General features: G+C 62.9%; 15 protein-coding genes and 1 tRNA gene. 2 read left to right on the top strand and 14 right to left on the bottom strand.

Going from position 1 to position 19,603, the window contains the following annotated elements:
* Window positions 1-21 precede the first annotated feature (21 nt).
* From FPL22_RS07220 to gatC, 10 genes are all read right to left on the bottom strand, one after another.
* Window positions 22-1,206 (bottom strand): VWA domain-containing protein, encoded by a 1,185-nt coding sequence (locus tag FPL22_RS07220; protein WP_144229420.1) that lies wholly within the window; start codon window positions 1,204-1,206, stop codon window positions 22-24.
* Window positions 1,203-3,497 (bottom strand): DUF5682 family protein, encoded by a 2,295-nt coding sequence (locus FPL22_RS07225; RefSeq protein WP_144229421.1) that lies wholly within the window; start codon window positions 3,495-3,497, stop codon window positions 1,203-1,205. Before FPL22_RS07225 ends, FPL22_RS07220 begins: the two co-directional genes overlap by 4 nt.
* Window positions 3,494-6,565 carry a DUF4132 domain-containing protein gene (locus FPL22_RS07230; RefSeq protein ID WP_144229422.1) on the bottom strand — a complete coding sequence of 1,024 codons (3,072 nt, stop codon included), beginning with the start codon at window positions 6,563-6,565 and terminating at the stop codon, window positions 3,494-3,496. Before FPL22_RS07230 ends, FPL22_RS07225 begins: the two co-directional genes overlap by 4 nt.
* 38 nt (window positions 6,566-6,603) lie before the next feature.
* Window positions 6,604-7,686 carry an ATP-binding protein gene (locus tag FPL22_RS07235; protein WP_144229423.1) on the bottom strand — a complete coding sequence of 361 codons (1,083 nt, stop codon included), beginning with the start codon at window positions 7,684-7,686 and terminating at the stop codon, window positions 6,604-6,606.
* Window positions 7,683-9,206, bottom strand: coding sequence for a DUF5691 domain-containing protein (locus FPL22_RS07240; RefSeq protein ID WP_144229424.1), 1,524 nt, complete (start codon window positions 9,204-9,206; stop codon window positions 7,683-7,685). The genes FPL22_RS07235 and FPL22_RS07240 overlap by 4 nt, the downstream gene beginning before the upstream one ends.
* The gene (locus tag FPL22_RS07245) at window positions 9,203-10,555 is read right to left on the bottom strand and encodes an SWIM zinc finger family protein (RefSeq protein ID WP_162525224.1); all 1,353 of its coding nucleotides are present in this window, start codon (window positions 10,553-10,555) and stop codon (window positions 9,203-9,205) included. The genes FPL22_RS07240 and FPL22_RS07245 overlap by 4 nt, the downstream gene beginning before the upstream one ends.
* A gap of 68 nt (window positions 10,556-10,623) precedes the next feature.
* Window positions 10,624-12,078: an Asp-tRNA(Asn)/Glu-tRNA(Gln) amidotransferase subunit GatB gene (gene gatB, locus FPL22_RS07250; protein WP_144229426.1), complete on the bottom strand. Its 1,455-nt coding sequence runs from the start codon at window positions 12,076-12,078 to the stop codon at window positions 10,624-10,626.
* A 56-nt stretch (window positions 12,079-12,134) separates the two neighbouring features.
* Complete coding sequence (locus FPL22_RS07255; RefSeq protein WP_144229427.1) at window positions 12,135-12,512, bottom strand: GxxExxY protein; 378 nt, start codon at window positions 12,510-12,512, stop codon at window positions 12,135-12,137.
* 45 nt (window positions 12,513-12,557) lie between these two features.
* Window positions 12,558-14,036, bottom strand: a complete 1,479-nt coding sequence (gene gatA, locus FPL22_RS07260; protein WP_238991335.1) for an Asp-tRNA(Asn)/Glu-tRNA(Gln) amidotransferase subunit GatA — start codon at window positions 14,034-14,036, stop codon at window positions 12,558-12,560.
* On the bottom strand, window positions 14,033-14,323 hold the full coding sequence (gene gatC, locus FPL22_RS07265) for an Asp-tRNA(Asn)/Glu-tRNA(Gln) amidotransferase subunit GatC (RefSeq protein WP_144229428.1): 291 nt from the start codon (window positions 14,321-14,323) through the stop codon (window positions 14,033-14,035). Before gatC ends, gatA begins: the two co-directional genes overlap by 4 nt.
* Window positions 14,324-14,443: 120 nt before the next feature.
* On the opposite strand from gatC, the gene FPL22_RS07270 reads away from it, so the two are divergent.
* Window positions 14,444-14,800 (top strand): DUF3127 domain-containing protein, encoded by a 357-nt coding sequence (locus tag FPL22_RS07270; RefSeq protein ID WP_144229429.1) that lies wholly within the window; start codon window positions 14,444-14,446, stop codon window positions 14,798-14,800.
* A 49-nt stretch (window positions 14,801-14,849) separates the two neighbouring features.
* Here FPL22_RS07270 and pheT read toward each other — a convergent pair whose 3' ends face one another.
* The 4 genes from pheT to rpmI all read right to left on the bottom strand — a co-directional run bounded on the left by pheT (window position 14,850) and on the right by rpmI (window position 19,289).
* A complete protein-coding gene (pheT, locus tag FPL22_RS07275; RefSeq protein ID WP_144229430.1) occupies window positions 14,850-17,315 on the bottom strand; it encodes a phenylalanine--tRNA ligase subunit beta in 2,466 nt (821 codons plus the stop codon).
* Window positions 17,316-17,430: 115 nt separating this feature from the next.
* Window positions 17,431-18,474: a phenylalanine--tRNA ligase subunit alpha gene (pheS, locus tag FPL22_RS07280; protein WP_144229431.1), complete on the bottom strand. Its 1,044-nt coding sequence runs from the start codon at window positions 18,472-18,474 to the stop codon at window positions 17,431-17,433.
* Window positions 18,475-18,624: 150 nt separating this feature from the next.
* A complete protein-coding gene (gene rplT, locus FPL22_RS07285) occupies window positions 18,625-19,014 on the bottom strand; it encodes a 50S ribosomal protein L20 (RefSeq protein ID WP_144229432.1) in 390 nt (129 codons plus the stop codon).
* A gap of 80 nt (window positions 19,015-19,094) precedes the next feature.
* Window positions 19,095-19,289, bottom strand: coding sequence for a 50S ribosomal protein L35 (rpmI, locus tag FPL22_RS07290; protein WP_144229433.1), 195 nt, complete (start codon window positions 19,287-19,289; stop codon window positions 19,095-19,097).
* A gap of 162 nt (window positions 19,290-19,451) precedes the next feature.
* Here rpmI and FPL22_RS07295 point away from each other — a divergent pair.
* A tRNA-Lys gene (locus FPL22_RS07295) sits at window positions 19,452-19,526 on the top strand.
* Window positions 19,527-19,603: the final 77 nt, after the last annotated feature.

Consider the following 19,603-nt stretch of genomic DNA (forward strand, 5'->3'; position numbering starts at 1 on the left):
CCGCCGGTTGTCAGCGGCGCGTCATGGAGTTGTCAGAGATTTGTCAGCCGAGGCCAGTTTGATACCGTGCTGTGCCGCCCATTGGCCGAGTTCCCGCTTCGCGAGCGCGGCGGCCATCAACGCAGGGAAATGATCCGGCGTGCAGGCGAACACCGGCACTCCCAACGCCGCATACGCTGCCGCATTTCTCGCGTCATACGAGGGACGTCCATCGTCGCTCAACGCCAGTAGCGCGATCATGCGCACACCCGCCAGCACAAGTCGGGCGACCGTCTTGATCATCTGCGCTTGATTGCCGCCTTCAAACAAATCGCTAACCAGCACGAGCACCGTGTCGGCCGGACGCGTCATCAGACCTTCGCAATACACAAGCGCACGGTGGATGTCCGTGCCACCACCCAACTGGGCACCGAAGAGTAGATCAACCGGATCGCGAAGATCGGCGGTCAGATCCACCACCGCTGTATCAAACACCACCATGCGCGTGCTCACTGCGGGCAACGACGCCAGCACCGCGCCGAAGATCGATGAATACACCACCGACGTCGCCATCGATCCGCTTTGATCCACACACAGGATAACATCCCGCAAAGAGGCGCGCTTCCTCCCGTAACCGATCAGCTTCTCCGGAATGATCGTGCGCTGTGCCGGTTGATAATGACGCAGGTTCGCCTGAATCGTCCTCGCCCAATCGATCTCGCGCAAACGCGGACGGTTGTTGCGCACATTGCGCGCCAGCGCTCCGCCTACCGCCTGCCTCATCGGCTCGGCCAGCCGGCGCAGGATTTCATCCACGATGCGACCCACCACCAGACGAGCGGTCTCCCGCGTCTTTTCCGGCATGGCACGATTGAGCGAGATAAGGGTCGCCGCCAGGTGCACGTCGGGCTCCGCGGCTGAAAGCATCTCCGGCTCAAGCAACAACTGCTTCAAGTCGAGTCGATCCATCGCATCGCGCTGCAGAATACTCACCACGCTGGATGGGAAAAAGCGCCGTATGTCACCCAACCAACGCGCCACCTGGGGTGCACTGGCCCCGAGCCCGCCCCGCTGCGACTTCGGGTGCTCGCCGGCCTGATACAACGCACCGAGAGCTTCATCCATGCGCGACTCTTCCAACGAAAGTTCAACCTCCAACGAGGTCGCACTCTCTTCGCCTAGCACCAGCCGCCACCGCCGAGCCTCCTCTGTGTTTAAGGTTTTCATGATGCGTTTCGAGAAACTGTGGAAAGTCCGAGCAACCGCGCCGTCATATCCACCGCAGGTCTCGCCCGCGTTTCGTCGAGCACCAGGGTGCCGGCGTCGGCCGCCACGCGCCCTCCTACCCCACCTGCGCCCAGTTGCGCCACCGACTGCCCGATCTGGCCTCGTTCGGGTCCGGTGAAGCGACTGAAGGTCCGCCGCAACAACGGCAGCACTGCTTGAAAATAATCCGCCGGCACGCGACTCAACCAGGCATGCAACAAGCCCAGCAGTTCAGGATCGTGCACCAACACTGCCCCGCCGCCGCTCAAAAACCCGTCCAACCACGCCGCCGCCGCATCGGGCGTCTGGGCCGCCGACAGCGCATGAGAAAGCCGCGTGGCCGCCTCGTCGCCTTCGAGTGCGTCCGCATCCCGCTGCATCCGCGTGCAAAGTCCGCGCAGCAACGGATGCGCCGAACCGTGTTCCATGATCCGGCGCGTAACCGCTCTCCACTCCTCCGCCAGCGCGGCGTCCTCTAGCAGACGAATCGCTTCGTCGTGCCCTCCGATCAACTTCGCAAGCGCCTCCGCCGCCTCATCCGCAAGGCCCGACACGGACGCCGGCAGCTCCACATGCGCACGGGTCGCCAGACCCGTGACGATGGCCCGCACCTGATTCAAATCCGTCTGCCGCACGCTCCCGTAGCGGGCCAGCCGTGCCAGCGGTGCGATGGCGCGAAGCAATCCCGGCGGGTCATCAACCATCGCTGCGGCCGCTTGCACCCGCCCCAAAATGACTTCACCCGCGCCGGGTAACTCCGCCAGCAACGCGTGCTCCAGTAATGTCACGAGATTCTCCAGCGTCGGATCGGCCGCTGCGGCACGCACCAGCCGGGCTTCGGCGGCGGCAACCAGCGTATTGCCGAACGACGATGCATCCACAACCGCGAGCACCATATCCGCCTCCCACTTGAGCGACCATTGCTCTTTAAATGTGCCCTTGCCCCCGCGCGTGTCCGCCTTGCGCCCCCAGTTGATCTTCACCGCCAGCAGGCGATGCAAAAACACGCTGCGCGCCCGTCCTCCCGGCTCGCGCAGATCGAGTTCCAGTGGAGTCACGCTCGCCGTCGGTTTCAACCGCAGCGTCTTCTGCTGCCGCTCAATGTCTTCCTGCAAAGGCAGCTGCGCGAGCCCCTCCGGCAGTTCGCCCAACCGCTCGCCAATCAAGAGCGGTCTTCGCAACAAACTCAGCGCCATCGGATCGCCTTCGCAAAACACCGCGCGCATCGCCTCCAGCGTCTCGGGCAGTCCCGGCTTCGGCCGCCCCCGTAATCCCGCCAAAGCCTCCGCCAGCCGCACCGCCTCGATGGAGTTCGCACTCGATGCCGACATATCCGCCTCACGCAGCACCCGTGCAGCCTTCGTCATCCAACGCACCGTCGTATCGCTCCCGCCCTGCCAAAGATGCTCATACCAGCCGGGCGATTCGATGCCCGCTCCATAGCCGCTGGCCGTCGCCAGCCGTTCATAAGTCCACGGTGCCCACGTCGCGCGCACCTTCGTCTTGGGCAACCCCTTCAACAATGCCGCGTCGTCGGACGCACGCACCGTCCGGCGCAGCGCCGGCACGTGCCACGCCCCGCAGACGACCGCGATGTTCTGTGCGCCGGATTTTTCCGCCTCGCGGATGCCCCGCCGCATCCACGCCTCGCGCCGTAGGTCGCGCTCCGATTCCGGTAATGCCAGCTCGGTGCGCAATGCCGTCAGCGCCTCCGCCACCGCCGCAAACAAATCGCCGTCATGCTCGCGCTCCTCCACGCGATCGTTCCACCAACGTTCGCCGTCGCTGTAACCATCCGCCTTGGCCAGCCATTGCAACGGATCATGACGCGCGGAACCCGGCTCCTCCGTTTCCCGAACCTCTGACTCCGCCTCCTTCGTGTTCTCGGCGTTCGCAGCGGCGGCCGCCTCCGCGCGAGCCTGCTCCTTCGCAGCGTCGATTCCATAATGGTGCGCGCACGGCAGGTCGAGGAACCGCATCGTGACCGCGTTCGCCGCAGCCCATTTCATCGCCTGCCACTCGGGCGAAAACTCCGCGAAGGGATAAAACGCCGCGCGACGCGGACTCTCCGCATCGTAAACCAAAATCGCCACCGGCGGCTTCAACGACGCATCGGCCACCGCACCCATTAATTCGTCCGCATCCGGCGGCCCCTCGATCAGGACAAGATCGGGCCGCAACGCATCGAGCGACTTCACCAGGCTGCGTGCGCAACCCGGTCCATGGTGACGAATGCCAAAAACCGTCGTCATACCTCCGCACTCCCTTCATCCACCGCCGCGACGATGCCGGCGATGGCCTTCAGGTCTCCCACCGTTTCCGAATACACCACGGGCGGCACGTCACCAAAGGCCAGCACGCGCACGTCGCCCGCCTGCGGATCGTCATACGTGTAACTGCCGCGCTTCACGCTGTCCGCACGCACGAAGCGCGCCGCACCCAGCGTGATCGTCTCCATCGGATCCACGCCGATGTAGAGTCCTTCGATTTCGAGCGACACTTCCACACCCGCGCCGGGAAACGCCTTGAAATATCCGGCCACCCCGCCCGCATCGACCACCGATCCGCGCATCCAGCCGCGTCGTTCCGCCCGCGAACGGAATGTGCCCGCGCCTACGGACCGATCCTTGGCCACGGCCAGTTCGCGCCGGTTCGCATGCAGCGGATCAAGCCTCTCAACCGCCCGATCCAGTTGCGGAAACGGAGGCGTCACCTTGAAGCGCCCCAAGTGCGCGCGCCAGGCCGACACCGCCTCGGTCTCCAGTTCCAGCGGATGCACCATCCCGATGCATGCATCCTTCTCGGGCAGTTCCTCCAACGCGCCCGCCGCATCCGCGAGCAGCCCGTTCGGATAACGACGGAAGCACCGCAGCAACGCGCCGTCGATTCCATACACGCCCCACACCAGACGCGTGGCATACGCCCGCAGCACCGGATGGGTTTCATACAGTTCGCGCCACCGCGCTACCGGCCAACGCCGCTGCCGCACGAGCGCGAGTTCCAGCCGCACCGCCTGCCCCTTGGCGGCCTCGCGAAGCAGTTTCCCGAGTTCCTTAACCTCGGCCTTGAGTGCATCGGGAGCGGACGTCGGCAATCCCTTAAGCGTCTTGTCCGAATCGGGATCGGACCAACTCAACTTCAGCTCGACGCCCAGTTCCGCCCGCGCCATACCGCCCTCCCAGGCAAAATCACGCACGCCTTCCGCATCGAAGCCAAACGTCGGCACGACCACGTCGCCCAGTTCATCCGCCGACAGGCCGCGCGCCGCGGCCGCCGCCTGAAACGCCTGCGCCGCCGCCGTGCCGATGTTGCGCTGCTTGCTGCGATACCGCGTCGCCAATGCGTCGAGCAACATGAGCGCCTCGTTGCTCCCCTGAAGCGCGATGGCCTGCGCCGCATATTCCGCGAGTTTTCCACGCGACGCCTCGCACCACTTTGGTATCCAGGAATTCAACACCGACAAAATCCGCGTGTCGCCGAGCACTCCCGCCACCGCCAGCGCCCAACGATCCTTCGCGTCCTGCGGAGAAACCAGCCACGCGTTCAGGATCCCGAGCGCAAAGTCCCCGGACCGCGCCCGGTCGAGCTGCGACAGCACGCCGTTCAGATCGGGAGCGGCTTCAATCGCCTTGTGCGCAGCCTGCGTCGCCAGCACATGCGCAATCACAGCCTCCCCTACCCGCACACCTTCGGCTCCGTAAAGCGGCGGCAACACTGTCACGTCGATCCAACCAGCTCCCGGTGTCTTCGTCACACGCTTCTGCCCTGCGAGTCGTTTCTCCAGCTCCGCCAATCCGGCCGGCAATGCGGCCGTTCCAGCGACCACCGGCCCCGCTCCCTTCACTCCCAGGGCTTCACGGATCGCCGCGCGCACTGCGGACGACTTCTCCGCCTCAAGGGCGGCCCCCAATGCGACGATCACCTTGGGATCGTCAATTTGGTTCAACAAGGCGACTGCACCGAGCCGGCTATCCGCCTTGCGTGAACCGAGACGCTCGATCGCAGGCCAGAGCGCCTCTTTCCCCATTACGTGAAACAACGCCCCTGCGGCATGGGCACGAATCTGCTTCGACGAATCGGCCAGACACTCCCACCAAGCGGCGACAAACCACGCCGGCCGATGCTGCGCCAAAACCGCGAGAATCGGCTCGCGCTCGTTGACCACCGTCACCGTAGCGAGCAGTCCAAGACTAAGCTCAGTCGCTTTCGGCGCTACGTCCTCCGACGCGTGGACGACCAACGCCTTTACAGCCGCTTGCTTCCCTTGCCAGCTGGACTCACTCAACAACGCGAACACTTCTGCGCCCCCAGTCGAAAGTGCGCGAGCAGCCGCGGCATAACCGGCCTCATATTGTTCCGGTCCGACATACGGATGCCCCTGATAAAGCTTTCGCTTCAGTATCTCACCCAATACACCCACCGCGAGTTTCGGAGCGCTTTCGGCAAGCATTTCGAGCAAAGCAGGAGATGCGGAGATCTCTGGTCGGGCCGCATACTTCAGGAAATCAGGATGATGCTTTATCCCGCGTAGTTTGATCAGGTCCACCAAAACCTCCGCCTGATTTGCGGGCGTCGGACACTGCTCCATATAAAGAATGCCATCCGCATCAAACAATGCGTTGCCCGCGATTAATGCGTTGATCCGCTTCGGTTCGATCTTAGCCAAGCCCCCGTTGACGGCCACGGCTTGATCGAGCCAGAACCGGGCGTCGGCCGGACGTTCCATCGCCACGGCTGTCAGCAAGTATTGGCACAAACCGTCGTCCACATCGATTGCGTCGCTCAGCTCCGCCTGACTTAGGCCCAAAATATACGTCTCAAATGTGGTAGGCCGCAACGGCGGGCGGCCAGGCCGGTCCCAACCGCGCACCCAGCCGCTGAACGAACTCGAATAAGATGTCCACGAGATCAAATTCATCAGGTCGTCGATGTGCTGCAAGGGCTTCAAAACTATCTCCAGAAGCTTTCGCCCCTCTGCCTCAACCCCTTCGCTTTCCCGATCCACCACAACACGCATCACACCGTCGATGAGGCCATGAAAATTAGGCCAGCGACGACTCGGATGCGCCGCATAAAGTCCCGCCGCGAATTCAGCCACACGTTCTTCGATAACGCCCCACGGATAAGTCGCCCCCACGCGGCGGCCCAACTTGTTTATTTCTTCCGCATGTGACGGAGTGGCAATGCGCGTGATCCACGCAAAATCTCCGGATTCGATGAACGCCTGAAGGCACTTGGCAAACTCCACGTCTTCGCTCTTCGCACTCGCGGCGAGACGTTGGATATATTCCGGCAAGGACAGATCGTCGTTCTTCGACATAGGAAAACAGATCGGATTTTACTCAGGATTCGCCTCTTTCACTTCATCTGATCCCGGCACGCGCGATACAGGTCTTTCCAGCCGTCGCGTTCCTTGACGACAGTCTCGAGGTATTCGCGAAAAACCACCGGATCCTGCACCGGATCTTTCACAATCGCACCCACCATGCTGGAGGCGATGTCGGCGGCCTTCAGCGTGCCGTCGCCAAAATGCGCGGCGAGCGCGAGTCCGCTCGTCACCACGCTGATCGCCTCCGCCGTGCTCAGCGTGCCGCTCGGGCTCTTCACCTTCGACTTGCCGTCCTCTGTCGAACCGCTGCGCAACTCACGGAAAATCGCCACCACGCGGCGGATCTCCTGCAACGCCGGCGGCTGCGCCGGCAGCGAAAGCGCCTTGCTCATCGAGGCAACCCGCTGGCTCACAATCGCCACTTCTTCGTCGATGGTCGCAGGCAGCGGAAGCACCACGACGTTGAAGCGCCGCTGCAACGCGCTCGACAGCTCGTTCACGCCGCGGTCGCGGTTGTTCGCAGTGGCGATCACGTTAAACCCCTTCGCGGCCAGCACCTCGCGGCCGAGCTCGGGCACGGGCAGGGTTTTCTCGGAGAGAATGGTGATTAACGTATCCTGCACGTCGGAAGGCATGCGCGTCAGTTCCTCGACCCGGCACAGGCGCCCTTCACGCATCGCCCGCATGATCGGACTCGGCACCAGCGCGGCGTCGCTCGGCCCCTCGGCAATGAGTCGCGCGTAATTCCATCCGTAACGCATCGCCTCCTCACCCGTGCCCGCCGTGCCTTGCACCAGCAAGGTCGAGTCGCCGCTGATCGCCGCCGCGAGGTGCTCCGACACCCAGCTCTTCGCCGTGCCGGGCACGCCGAGCAACAACAGCGCCCTGTCCGTCGCCAACGTGGACACCGCCACCTCGATGGTGCGCCGGTCGCCGATGTATTTCGGCGTGATCACCGTGCCGTCGGCGAGCGTCTTGCCGAGCAGGTAGTCGGTCACCGCCCACGGCGACAATTTCCACTGCGGCGGACGCGGACGGTCGTCCTGCGCCCCGAGGGCGGTGAGTTCGTGGGCGTAGTCGGTCTCGGCGTGGGCGCGCAGCGCGGTGTTCATGATGGAATGGAAACGGTGAAGGCTTGATGGACTTGCTGACGAAATTCGATGGCTCGCAAGAGTTCCTCCGCCGGTGAGGACAGTTCGGACAGCGCGGCGAGCCGGCGCACCGCCTCGCCCGCCGTCGCCAGCGGCAGACGGCGGGCGAGCTCCCGGGCGTGGTTCGATTGCAGGCGGGGATACGGCTTGGCCTGAAACGCCGCCAGACAGCGTTGTAGCGCCTCCCGCGCGGCGGCATCCGGCAGGTGAAACCTCGTGCAAAACAACAACTCGAAATACAGCCCCTCGCCCGCATCCGTCGCCGGCACGGCGGCCAGCACGCGCGCGCCCGCCTCGGGATCGAGCACCGTCAACAAACGCGGCAACACCTCGGCAGGCGACGGCGCGGCCTTGGGCCAGTCGGCGAGTCCGATGAGATGCAGTGCAAATGCCTCTGCGTTTTCCTTCTCCGGCGCGGCGGTCGCCGCGTCGATCCAACCGAGCAAAATGATCTCGCGCCACTCGTCGTCACGATTGAGTGCGAAGAGTTTTTCCACACCCACATCAAGCCGGCTCGTCCACGCGGAGAGCGGCACGCTCGCAATCCATTGCCGCGCCCAGAACGCTCGCGGCCCCGTGCCCGCCGGTGGTTTTTCTTCGATTCCGTCCGCCTTCCACGCGGCGTCAAAAGTCTCCGGCAGGCGTAACGCAAGCCGGCGCATCATCAGCATGCCCTCAATCACGACCATGGAGGCGACCAGTGTCCGCGCCCGCTGGGAAAACGCCGATTCGGGCAGTCTCAGCAGACTCGCGCGCGCGGACAACCGCACCTCGCGGCGGCGATCACGCAGCGCCTCGCCCTCGAGTAGCGCAACGTCCTGCGACGTCGGTGCCTCGGCCAACACCGTGGTGAAACGCTCGCGCTCCTCACCCGTGGCCCCCGCCCAGGCCTTGGCCAGCGCCTCCGCCGCGCGAGTCGGATCGCTGGCGCGGGTTTGCCTCAGCCAGGCGATCCGCTCGGACAACTCTCCCGTCTCCCACGCCGTGTCCTCGACCTTCGCGGTTTCAAGCACCCGCCGCCACTCGTCGGCACGACGCGCCAGCCACACACCTCGCTCGCCCAACACCGGCAGCACCGCCTCGCGCAAGGAGCGTTCCCGCGAGGCCACTCGCAGGAGCGCCGGCAAATCACGAAAACGCACCCGGCATTTGCGCGCCGCCGCCAAGGCAAGCCACTCGGACAGCACTACCGCGTGCTCACCCGCCAGCATGCGCCGCAGCAATGCGGACGCGCCCGCCGGACACGCAGACAAGCTTTCCTCCGGCGCTGGATCGGGCTCGGGTGCAGAGTCTTTCACGGCCACCGCCCCTGCACCTCGCGCCGAGGCAACCAGCGCCATCGCCGAGAGCGCGGCGGTTTCGCGTGCCGTCCAGTCCAATCCCGCCCACGCCTCGGCCAGCACCGGATGCGGCGCGGACGGCGGCGCAGTCATGCGTTCGGTGCCCAGCAAGGTGAGGATGCTGAAGGGATCGCGGTTCATCGTTCCAGATTCTGCCGGGTGAGCGGCACCCACTCGTCGCCATCCGCAACCGCAAGGGGATCGAGTGCCTCGCCATCCCAAAGCACGGACATCGACGCAGCGTGCCCGCCGGTGATCGCCAGCAGCAGATCCCGCGTGTCCTCATCGGCGCTCAAGGGCAATGCGTCGCCACATGCATCGAGCAACGCGGCACCGCCCCCGCGCAAAACGCCGAGACGCGCCGAAATCAGGACAGGCACCCGCGTGCGCCACGGGTTGAGCGCAAGCCCCGACGCATAGCGGACCAGCAAGCCCTCGATCGATTCCTCGCCGGGCGATTCTTTTTGCGCGGGGTTCGCCTGCGGATCAGAGCGCCATAAGGCGCGCAACGGTTCGACTCCCGGATAAAAACACAGTTCGCCGGTCAAACTCCGGCCAGGCGGCCAGGTATCCACCGCCGGCTGCACCAGCGGACTCGTCCGGACCAGCTGAGCCCAGCGTCCGCTCGTCGATCCGCGCAACCAGGTATTGGAGACGACCAGACGATCTTCTTCGCGCACAGTGCGCGCGGCGACGAACCAAGTGTCTTGCACCGGCGTCCCCGCCAACACCTGTTCCTGAGGCAGTGTCCAGCCGACCTGTTGTTCCAGTTCGATGCGCAGATCTTCGTCACATGCCTCGCGCTTCGCGTAGGCGACGAGCAGGAGGTGCAACCGTCCGAGATGCTCGGCGAGCCCGGCCTCCCACCCCGCACCGCCTCGCGCCGTCTCGGCGGCGTAACGCAGGCGGCGCGCCAAGCCGGTCGCCTGCGCATCGACCATGCGGCGGATGATGTCGTCCCACGCGGCATGGGCGTTGAGTCCGGAATCGGCGAGGCCGCGTCGCGCCAAATCGGCCAGCCACTGCGAAAGCAACGCCACGCCGTCGTCCACGCGTCCGGCGCGCTTTTCCTGACGCTTTGCCTTCGCGGCTTCGTCAACTGGAGTGGCCGCGCCGGTGGCTTTTTGCTCGGCGCGTTCCTTGCTTTTTTCCTGGCGCTCGGCACGGCCTTCCAACCATTCGACCAGCCAGGCAGGACGGTTTTTATCGGTGAGCGCAGCGGGTGTGGTCGCCGCAATGAAAAGCAACCCGAGCGCGTGTTTGCAGGGGAATTTACGACTCGGACACGAGCACTTGGTGGACAACCCGTCGAGAGCAACGCGGGTTTGATACGGCTCTTTGCCTGATCCTTGGGCGAGTCCCCACAGTGCATCCGCGTCGGCACCCAAAAGCGTCCATTTGCGAGGTGCAGCCAGATCCCGGCCAGCCTTCAGCGACGCCGCATCCGGTGCCAGTGCGGTGATTTGATCGGGTGTGGGAAGGGCGGCCACGCGCACGGAGCGTGTGTGCTAGCGCGACAGGATCAAGTTTTTGCCGGCTGCTTGCGCAAAGAATTTAATTATTCCGCCAACAGACGGCGCAGGGTTTCGTCCACCAGCTTGGGGTTGGCCTTGCCCTTTGATGCTTTCATGATCGGGCCCTTCAGGCCGTTGATCGCGCTTTCCTTGCCGGCTTTGAACTCAGCGACGGACTTCGCGTTGGCGGCGATGGCGTCGCGGCACCAGCCTTCCAGCTCGGCCGTATCGGTCGGGGCGGCGGCGAGACCTTTGCGAGCCACGATAGAAGCGGGCGGCTCGCCAGTGGCGAACATCTCAATGAAGACTTCCTTCGCTGTGTTATTGAGCAGCGTGCCGGCGTCGATGAGAGTGACCAAGTCGGCGATGTGCTGCGGGCGCACTTTGGATACAGCGAGATCAAGCTTGGCGGCTCCGAGTTCACGCTGGAGATCGTTGACGATCCAGTTGCCCACGGCCTGGGCTTTGCCGGGACCGGCGAACTTCGCGGCTTCCTCAAAATAATCGGCCAACGTGCGATCCCACACGAGGACTGACGTCAGCGTGTAAGGCAGCGAATACTGGGTGAAGAAGCGCGTCTGCTTGGCGAACGGCAACTCCGGGCACTCGGCTTGGATGCGGGCCTTCCACGCGGCATCGACCTTCACGGGCATAAGGTCGGGATCGGGGAAGTAGCGGTAGTCGTGCGCCATTTCTTTCGAGCGGAGCGACTGTGAAACGCCGGCTTCGCCGTCGTAGTCACGCGTCTCTTGAACGATGGTGCCGCCGGCTTGGGTCACGGCGAGCTGGCGCTGGATTTCGTGGGCGATGCCGTCGCGCACGTAGGAGATCGAATTGAGATTTTTAAGCTCAACCTTGGTGCCGAGCTTGGTCTCGCCGACGGGGCGGATGGAGATGTTGGCGTCGCAACGCAGCTGCCCCTTCTCCATGTCACAGTCGGAGATACCGCCGTAGATCATGGTCGCACGCAGCGACGTGAGGTAGGCGTAGGCTTCCTCTGCGGATTTGATGACGGGCTCGGATACGATCTCCATGAGCGGAGTGCCCGCGCGGTTGTAGTCCACCAACGAATCAAACGCCTCGTGGTTCAACTTGCCTACGTCTTCCTCGAGGTGGATGCGGGTAAGCGCGATTTTCTTGTGCTCGCCTTGGATGTTACGGGCGGCGCCGGGGAGTTCAATTTCGACCGAGCCGTTGAGGCAGATCGGTTGGTCGAACTGGGAGATTTGGTAGTTCTTCGGAGAGTCCGGGTAGAAGTAGTTTTTGCGGTCCCACTTGCAGACGGGCGCGATGTCGCAGCCGAGGAGCAGGCCGGCTTTGATGATGGCGTCGAGCGCGGCCTTGTTCATGACCGGCAGCACGCCGGGCAGCGCGAGGACGACGGGATCGGTGAGCGTGTTCGCGGGCTGGCCGTAGCCGGCGGCGACGCGGGTGAACATCTTCGAGTGGGTCTTGATCTGGACGTGAACCTCAAGACCGATGACGGCTTCGTATTTCATTTAAAGTGGAGGAATCAGAGTTGGGTCACGGAGACGGAAGGAGGTTGCACAGAGCGTCACAGAGCGAGGCGACGGAGGCCACGTGTGAGGACGGTAGAGCGGAAGTTCATCAAGAGGCCCACATGGCAGTTAGAGAATTTGAGATAAGTCAGCACCTGTGAATCGTGGATTTCTAAAAGCGACTCGACGGTTTTGATTTCAACCACGACCACTCCGTTGATCAGGAAGTCCAAACGATAGGCGTCCTCGATTAAGAGATCTTTGTATTTAATCGGGCAGAGCTTTTGTTCCTCGAAAGGCACATTCCGCAACATCAACTCATGCGCCAGCGCACGTTGGTAAGCTGACTCCAAAAGCCCGGGCCCCAGCTCACGGTGAACCTCAATGGCCGCCCCAATCACCTGCTCGGTAAGTGCATTGATCTCGGTATTCATCTCTGTGGCGCTCTGTGCATCCTCTTTCTGCCTCTGTGACAAAAATCAGAGATTGGGAGTTTTACGGCTCCAGTCGTGCTTCGAGTCGTAAGCATGTGCGATGGCCAGCAAATCGGCTTCCTTGAACGGCTGGCCGATCAATTGCATGCCAATGGGCAGGCCACTCGATGAGAAACCGCAGGGCACGCTGATGCCGGGTAAACCCGCCAAGTTTACGCCGATGGTGTAAACATCGCACAGATACATCGCCAAGGGGTCGGCCTTGGCTCCGCGTTTGAACGCGGGCGTGGGCGTCGTAGGCGTGATGATCGCATCGACCTCGTTGTAGGCGTTGAGGAAATCCTGACGGATCAGCGTGCGGACTTTTTGTGCGCGCAGATAATACGCGTCGTAGTAACCGCTGCTCAGCACGTAGGTGCCGAGGATGATGCGGCGCTTCACCTCGGGACCAAAACCTTCGGCGCGCGACTTGTAGTATAGATCGACAATGTCCTTCGCGTCGGCCGAACGGTGCCCGTAGCGAATGCCGTCGTAGCGACTCAGATTCGAGGAACACTCGGCGGTCGCGATGATGTAGTAAACGCCGACGCCATACTCGGTGTGCGGCAGCGAGACCGGTTTGATTTCGCAGCCGAGCGATTTGTAGAACTCGATCGCTTTCTCGACGGCGGCGGCGACCTCGGGATCGAGGCCTTCGCCGAAGTATTCCTTCGGGATGCCGATGCGCCACGGACCTTTCTTTTCCTTCAACGCGGCGCGATAGTCGGGGATCTCAACTTTGACCGAGGTCGAATCGTTTTCGTCGTAACCGGCAATTGCTTGAAGCGTGATCGCGGCGTCTTCGACTGTGCGATTGAAGGGGCCGATCTGGTCGAGCGACGAGGCGAAGGCGATCAGGCCGAAACGCGAAACGAGGCCGTAGGTCGGCTTGAGACCGACGACATTGCAGAGCGCGGCCGGCTGGCGGATGGATCCGCCGGTGTCGGAGCCGAGCGTGGCGATGGCTTCACCGGCCGCGAGCGCGGCGGCGCTGCCGCCGGAGGAACCGCCTGGGACGCAATCGAGGTTGTAGGGATTGCGCGTGGTGTGGAACGCGGAGTTCTCCGTGGAGGAACCCATGGCGAATTCGTCGAGATTCAGACGGCCCCAGATAACGGCACCGGCTTTTTTAAGCTTCTGTGTGACGGTCGCATCGTAGGGCGAAACGAAGTTCGCCAGCATCTTCGAGGATGCGGTGAGCGGCTGGCCGGTGACGGCGATTACGTCTTTGATACCGATCGGGATACCATCGAGCGGTCCGAGGGCTTGGCCGGCGGTGCGGCGCGCGTCGGACGCGGCGGCTTGCGCGAGGGCATCGGCGGCATCGAAGGAGTTAAACGCTTTGACGCGCTCATCGACCGCCTGCGTGCGGGCGATGACGGCCTGCGTGAGTTCAACCGACGTGATCTTGCCCGAGGCAAGTTCGTCGGCGAGCTGTGCGATGGTTTGGTTGAAAAGTTCGGTGGACATGGCGGCTGTGCTCATTCGACGACCTTGGGAACGACGATCATGTTGTCGCGCTGGGCGGGAGCGTTGCGGAGAACGTCTTCAACGGAGAGGCCCGGCTTGGCGACGTCGTCGGCCCAGACGTTGTAAATCGGGAAGGCGTGAGCGGTCGGTTCGACGCCATCGACGTTCACCTGCTTAAGCTTCTCGATGTTGGTCAGCACATCGGCGAGTTGGGCGGAGAATTTGACCTTTTCCTCGGGAGTGAGCGCGAGCCGGGCGAGGTTCGCGATGCGGTCGATGTTGAGATCTTCGTTGGCTGCCATGGAGTTTGGATGAACCGATAGGGTGCAAGCCAACGCCCCCCGAGTGCAAGCCATGCCTATCTACAAAAATGAGGGAAAAGTGGCTGGCCCCCGTCCGGCCGAACCGTTCATCGTGGGCGCATGTTTGAAATCACCGGCACGGTCAAAAAAGTCTTCGAAGAGCAAACGTTCGGCAGCGGCTTCAACAAGCGCGAGTTCGTGCTCACCACCGAAGCGGGCAAATTCCCGCAGGACATCAAATTCGAGTGCGTAAAGGATAAAGTCGCCCTCGTCGGCGCCCTCAAGACAGGCGAAAAAGCCAAGGTCTTTTTCGACCTGCGCGGACGCGAATGGAAAGAGAGCTATTTCGTGAACCTCAACTGCTGGAAAATCGAATCGCTCGGCGGCGGTGCTGCCGACGCGCCTCCTGTCGATGATGACGGCGCGCCCCTGCCCGAAGAGCCCGGTGCCTCGGTGGACGAAGACGTGCCGTTCTAAATCGGCAGACACAAAAAAAGGCGCTCACAAAATGAGCGCCTTTTTTATGTTATTTGCGGATCTGGTAGCCGGTGGCTTTTACCAGTTCGTCCTGGATCTTGGTGAAGACGGCGTTCACTTCGTCGTCGGTCAACGTGCGGTCGGCGGCACGGAAGACCAGGCTGTAGGCCAGGCTCTTGGTGCCTTCGGGCAGGCCCTTGCCTTGGTAAACGTCGAACACGTTCACGGCTTCGAGAGCGAAGGTGTTGCCCACTGCCGCACGGACGACTTTGGCGAGGGCCTTCTGGACTTCGGACGACGAAGCCGCTTCGGGCACGATCAGCGCGAGGTCGCGGAGCGCGGCGGGTTGCAGGCCGAAGGGCTTGTAGCTGCGGCGGTCGGCGTCGGCGGTGACTTTCTCCGACACGATGGCGAAGAAGCCGGCGTAAACTTTGCCAGTGATGCCGAGCGCCTTGAGGTGCGCTAGGCTCACGAGGCCGAAGGTGGACGTCCAACCGTGCTGGATGTTGCCGGCGGTGGCGGCGTGGCCTTCCTGCCAGCCGAGCGCGGGCGCGGCGACGAGCGTCGTGGGCTGACGTTCCAGTTCGATGCCGGCGAAGGACGCGATAGTGGCGGTGTGGCGTTTCACGGTGTAGAAATCGGCGGCCTCGCGTGTGCGCCAGCTGCGTTCGCCGGTGTCTTCGGCGATGATGAAGGCGGCAGCGACGCACTCGGAGAGTGATCCGTTGCGCTCGATGAAGACGCGGCCGGTTTCGAAGAAGTGCGAGGCGGCGACTCCGCGGGATTGGTTGAGCTTCAGCGATTCGAGCAGACCCGAGACGAGGTTGTTGCGCAGGTGCGACTGGTCCTCGACGAAGGGATTCGAGAGCGCGAGATCGGCGATGGCGGCAGGCGTGGCCCATGCGGCGAGTTCCTTGGCGGGACGCAGCGTGTAGTTGACGCACTCGTTGAAACCCTGGCCGACGAGAGCGGCGGACACGGCGCGGTTGAAGAGCACGATGGGATCGTCGTTGCCGACGAGGCCGGGCGCGCTGACTACGGATGACGGGATTTTCTCGGCGCCGTAGAGACGGACAACTTCCTCGACGAGGTCGATGGGGCGGTCGAGGTCGTCGCGCCAGCTGGGGACGGAGAACGTCCAGGCGGGGCCGCGGCTTTCGGTGGGCTCTTCGCGGACGACGGCGAGTTCGAGGGATTCGAGCGCGGCGCGTTGTTCGGCGGCAGGGATTTCGAAGCCGAGCTTTTCGTTGATGTAGGCAGGCGTGACGGTGATCTCGCGTTCCCAAGGAATGTCGGCGCCGACGCGGTGAATCGGACCAGCGACTACGCCGCCGGCGTGAGCAAGGATGAGGTCGATGAAGCGGTGCGCGGCTTCGTCGAGCGAATGAACATCGACGCCGCGCTCGTAGCGGTAGGACGAGTCCGAGGCGAGGCCGAGACGCTTGACGGTCGCGCGGACGGACTGGCGTTTGAAGTAGGCGACTTCGAGAACGAGGTCGGTCGTTTCGGCGGACACGCCGGAGTCGGCGGAACCCATGATACCAGCGATGACGACGGGGTTTTGGGCGTCGGCGATCACGAGTGTGGTGGCGGAGAGCACGCGCTCTTTGTTGTCGAGCGTGGTGATCTTTTCGCCCTCGGCGGCGTGGCGGACGATGATCTCGGCACCGGCGAGTTTCTTGGCGTCGAACGCGTGCACGGGCTGACCGTATTCGAGCATCACGTAGTTGCCGATATCGACGATGTTGTTGATCGGGCGCAGGCCGATGGCGGTGAGGCGCGCCTGAATCCAATCGGGCGATGGACCGACTTTGACGCCGGTGACGACGGTCGCGGTATAGAGCGGGCAATCGGTCGCGGCCTCGACGCGGACGGACTTGAGCAAGTCGGCGCGCGGGTCGGCGGTAATCGCAGCGGGCGTGAACCTGACGGTCGGATAGGTGAGGTCTTTCTTGAACCAAGCGGCGAGTTCGCGGGCGACGCCGAGGTGGGACAACGCGTCGGGGCGGTTGGGCGTGATCTCGATGTCGAACACGGTGTCGCCAGCAGGGAGCACGTCGTTGATCGCGGTGCCGACGTCGGGCGTGCCGGTGAGGAGGAGCAGACCCTGAGCGTCTTCGGCGAGAGTGAGTTCCTTGGCGGAGCACATCATGCCGGACGAAGGTTGTCCGCGGACCTTGGCTTCTTTGATGACGAAGTCGCCGGGGAGCACGGCGCCGGGGAGCGCGACGGGGACGCGGTTACCGATGTCGCAGTTGGGCGCGCCGCAGACGATGGTGCGCACGCCGCCATTGGCGGAGCCGACATCGACGGTGCAGACGGAGAGCTTGTCGGCGTTGGGGTGTTTGTCGCGCGTGAGGATGTGGCCGACGACAACGTTGTTGAACTTGGGGGCGCCGGTGCGGATGACCTGCTCGACCTCGAAGCCTAGGAAGGTGATCGCGCCCGAAATGTCATCGGCGGAAACACCGGTGAGATCGACGTAGGACTGGAGCCAAGAGAGGGAAACTTTCATCGGGGATGAGAAATCTGAAATTTAAACGCAGAGGTCGCAGAGAGCGCAGAGGAAATGCCTGTCAGTTGTGTGATCTCAGTGACCTCCGTGCGCTGTGTGTTGAATTCGTTTTTATTTAGGCGAATTGGCGGAGGAAGCGGGCGTCGTTTTGGTAGAAGTAACGGATGTCATCGATGCCGTAGAGGAGCATCGCGAGGCGTTCGAGGCCCATGCCGAAGGCGTAGCCGCTCCAGACTTCAGGATCGTAGCCGACATCCTTGAAGACGATGGGATCGACCATGCCACAGCCGCCGATTTCGATCCACGGTTTGTTAACCTTGGGAAGATGCGTGGCGGAGAGATCCACCTCGAAGCTCGGCTCGGTGTAGCCAAAGTAGTGCGGACGGAAACGGGTCTTGGTGTCTTTGCCGAGGAGCGAGGCGAAGATGTAATCGAGGAGCGCCTTCAGGTCGCGGACGGTGACGTTTTTATCCACGTAGAGACACTCGAGCTGGTGGAAGTTGGCGGAGTGCGTGGCGTCGGTGGTGTCGCGGCGATACACGCGTCCAGGGGAGACGATGCGGATGGGCGGCTCGCCTTTGAGCATCGTGCGGATCTGCACGGAGGACGTGTGCGTGCGGAGAAGGTATTTCTCGTTCGGATTCTTTTTGGAGACGTTGCCGAAGCGGGCCGACTCGGGGAGGTAGAACGTGTCCTGCGCGTCGCGGGCCGGGTGGTCGGCGGGGGTGTTGAGCGCGTCGAAGCAGTAATACTCGGTCTCGACCTCGGGGCCTTCGACGACGGTGAAGCCGACTTTGCGGAGGATGCGGGTCATCTCCTCGCGGACGAGGGTGAGCGGGTGATGCGTGCCGAGGGCGCGGTCAGGCGACGGGAGCGTGGGATCGACGGACGGCCCGAGTTGGGCGGCGAGCGCGGCGGCTTCGATGCGGGCGAGCGCGGCGTCGAGGTGGGCCTGGAGCGCGGTCTTGGCCTCGTTGACGAGTTTGCCGACGACGGGCTTCTGCTCCTTGGGCACGGAGCCCATCTGCTTCATGAGCGCGGTGAGTTCGCCGTTGGGGCCGACGAAGCGGGCCTTGGCGGCCTCGAAGTCGGGGCGCGTGGCGACAGCGGGGAATTCGGCGGCGGCTTTAGCGAGGAGGGCGGAGAGCTGGTCTTGCATGGAAAAGAAAGAGTCGGAAGCAAACGATCCGTGTAGAAAAACAAAAAGGACGGCGCCTCAAAAAATGAGGCCCGTCCTTCGGGAGGGCGGCCCGCCTTGCGGCGGACCGTGCCTTTGGGAGCGAGCCGGGCGGGCTCGCGTTTTTAAGAGTTAGGCTTTCGCAGCGGTAGCGGCGGCGGCCTTGGTCTTCAACGCGTCCTTAACCTGGTTAACGACGGCGGTGAAAGCGGCTTCGTCACGGATCGCGAGATCGGACAGAACCTTGCGGTCGAGACCGATGTTGGCGGCGTGAAGGCCTTCGATGAAGCGGCTGTAGCTGAGATCGTGGGCGCGAACGGCGGCGTTCAAGCGGATGATCCAGAGGCTGCGACGGTCGCCCTTCTTCTTTTTACGAGCGGCGTAAGCATACTGCCAGGCGTGCTGGACAGCGTCTTTGGCGTAGCGGAAAAGCTTCGACTTGTTGCCGAAATAGCCACGGGCGTATTTCAGCGTTTTCTTGTGCCGCTTACGGGAAGCGGGTGAGTTTGTTGCACGAGGCATGTTATTTTATATGTATTTTTGAGCCTTCAGGTCGTCTCGTTAGGATTCACCTGACTGGCAGTTATGGTTGCGCCTGGTTCTTAGAGGCCGAACGGCAAGCAGCGCTTAAGCGGCTTGGCGTGGCCGGGAGCCACGAGCTTGTCTTTGGAGGCACGACGCTTCTGCTTCGTGCTCTTCGCGGCAAGCAAGTGACGGAAACCGGGCGTGCGGCGAATCAGCTTACCGGTGGCGGATAGCTTGAAGCGCTTGGCGACGGACTTTTTGGTCTTTTGCATGGAGGGAGCGGAAGAAAACAGGGGGTGCGCCCGCGGTTGGCAAGGGGAAAGTTGCGGACGCTTGAATCATCTAACTGGAAATCTGGGGTGGCTACGTGAGAATCTTCAAAAAGACCGTTGACAAAGTGGTCCGTGTTTTGAGTTTCTCACCCCTCGTTTTTTGGTTTCCTAGCTCAATGGTAGAGCAGTTGACTCTTAATCAATTGGTTCCGGGTTCGAGTCCCGGGGGAACCACCAAATTTTCCCGCCCGCGGCCAACGCCAAGGGCGGTTTTAGTTAGCTGACAGCGTTCTTTATCTCACTTCTTATCGTGT

Source organism: Rariglobus hedericola (genome assembly GCF_007559335.1).
Lineage (GTDB): Bacteria > Verrucomicrobiota > Verrucomicrobiia > Opitutales > Opitutaceae > Rariglobus > Rariglobus hedericola.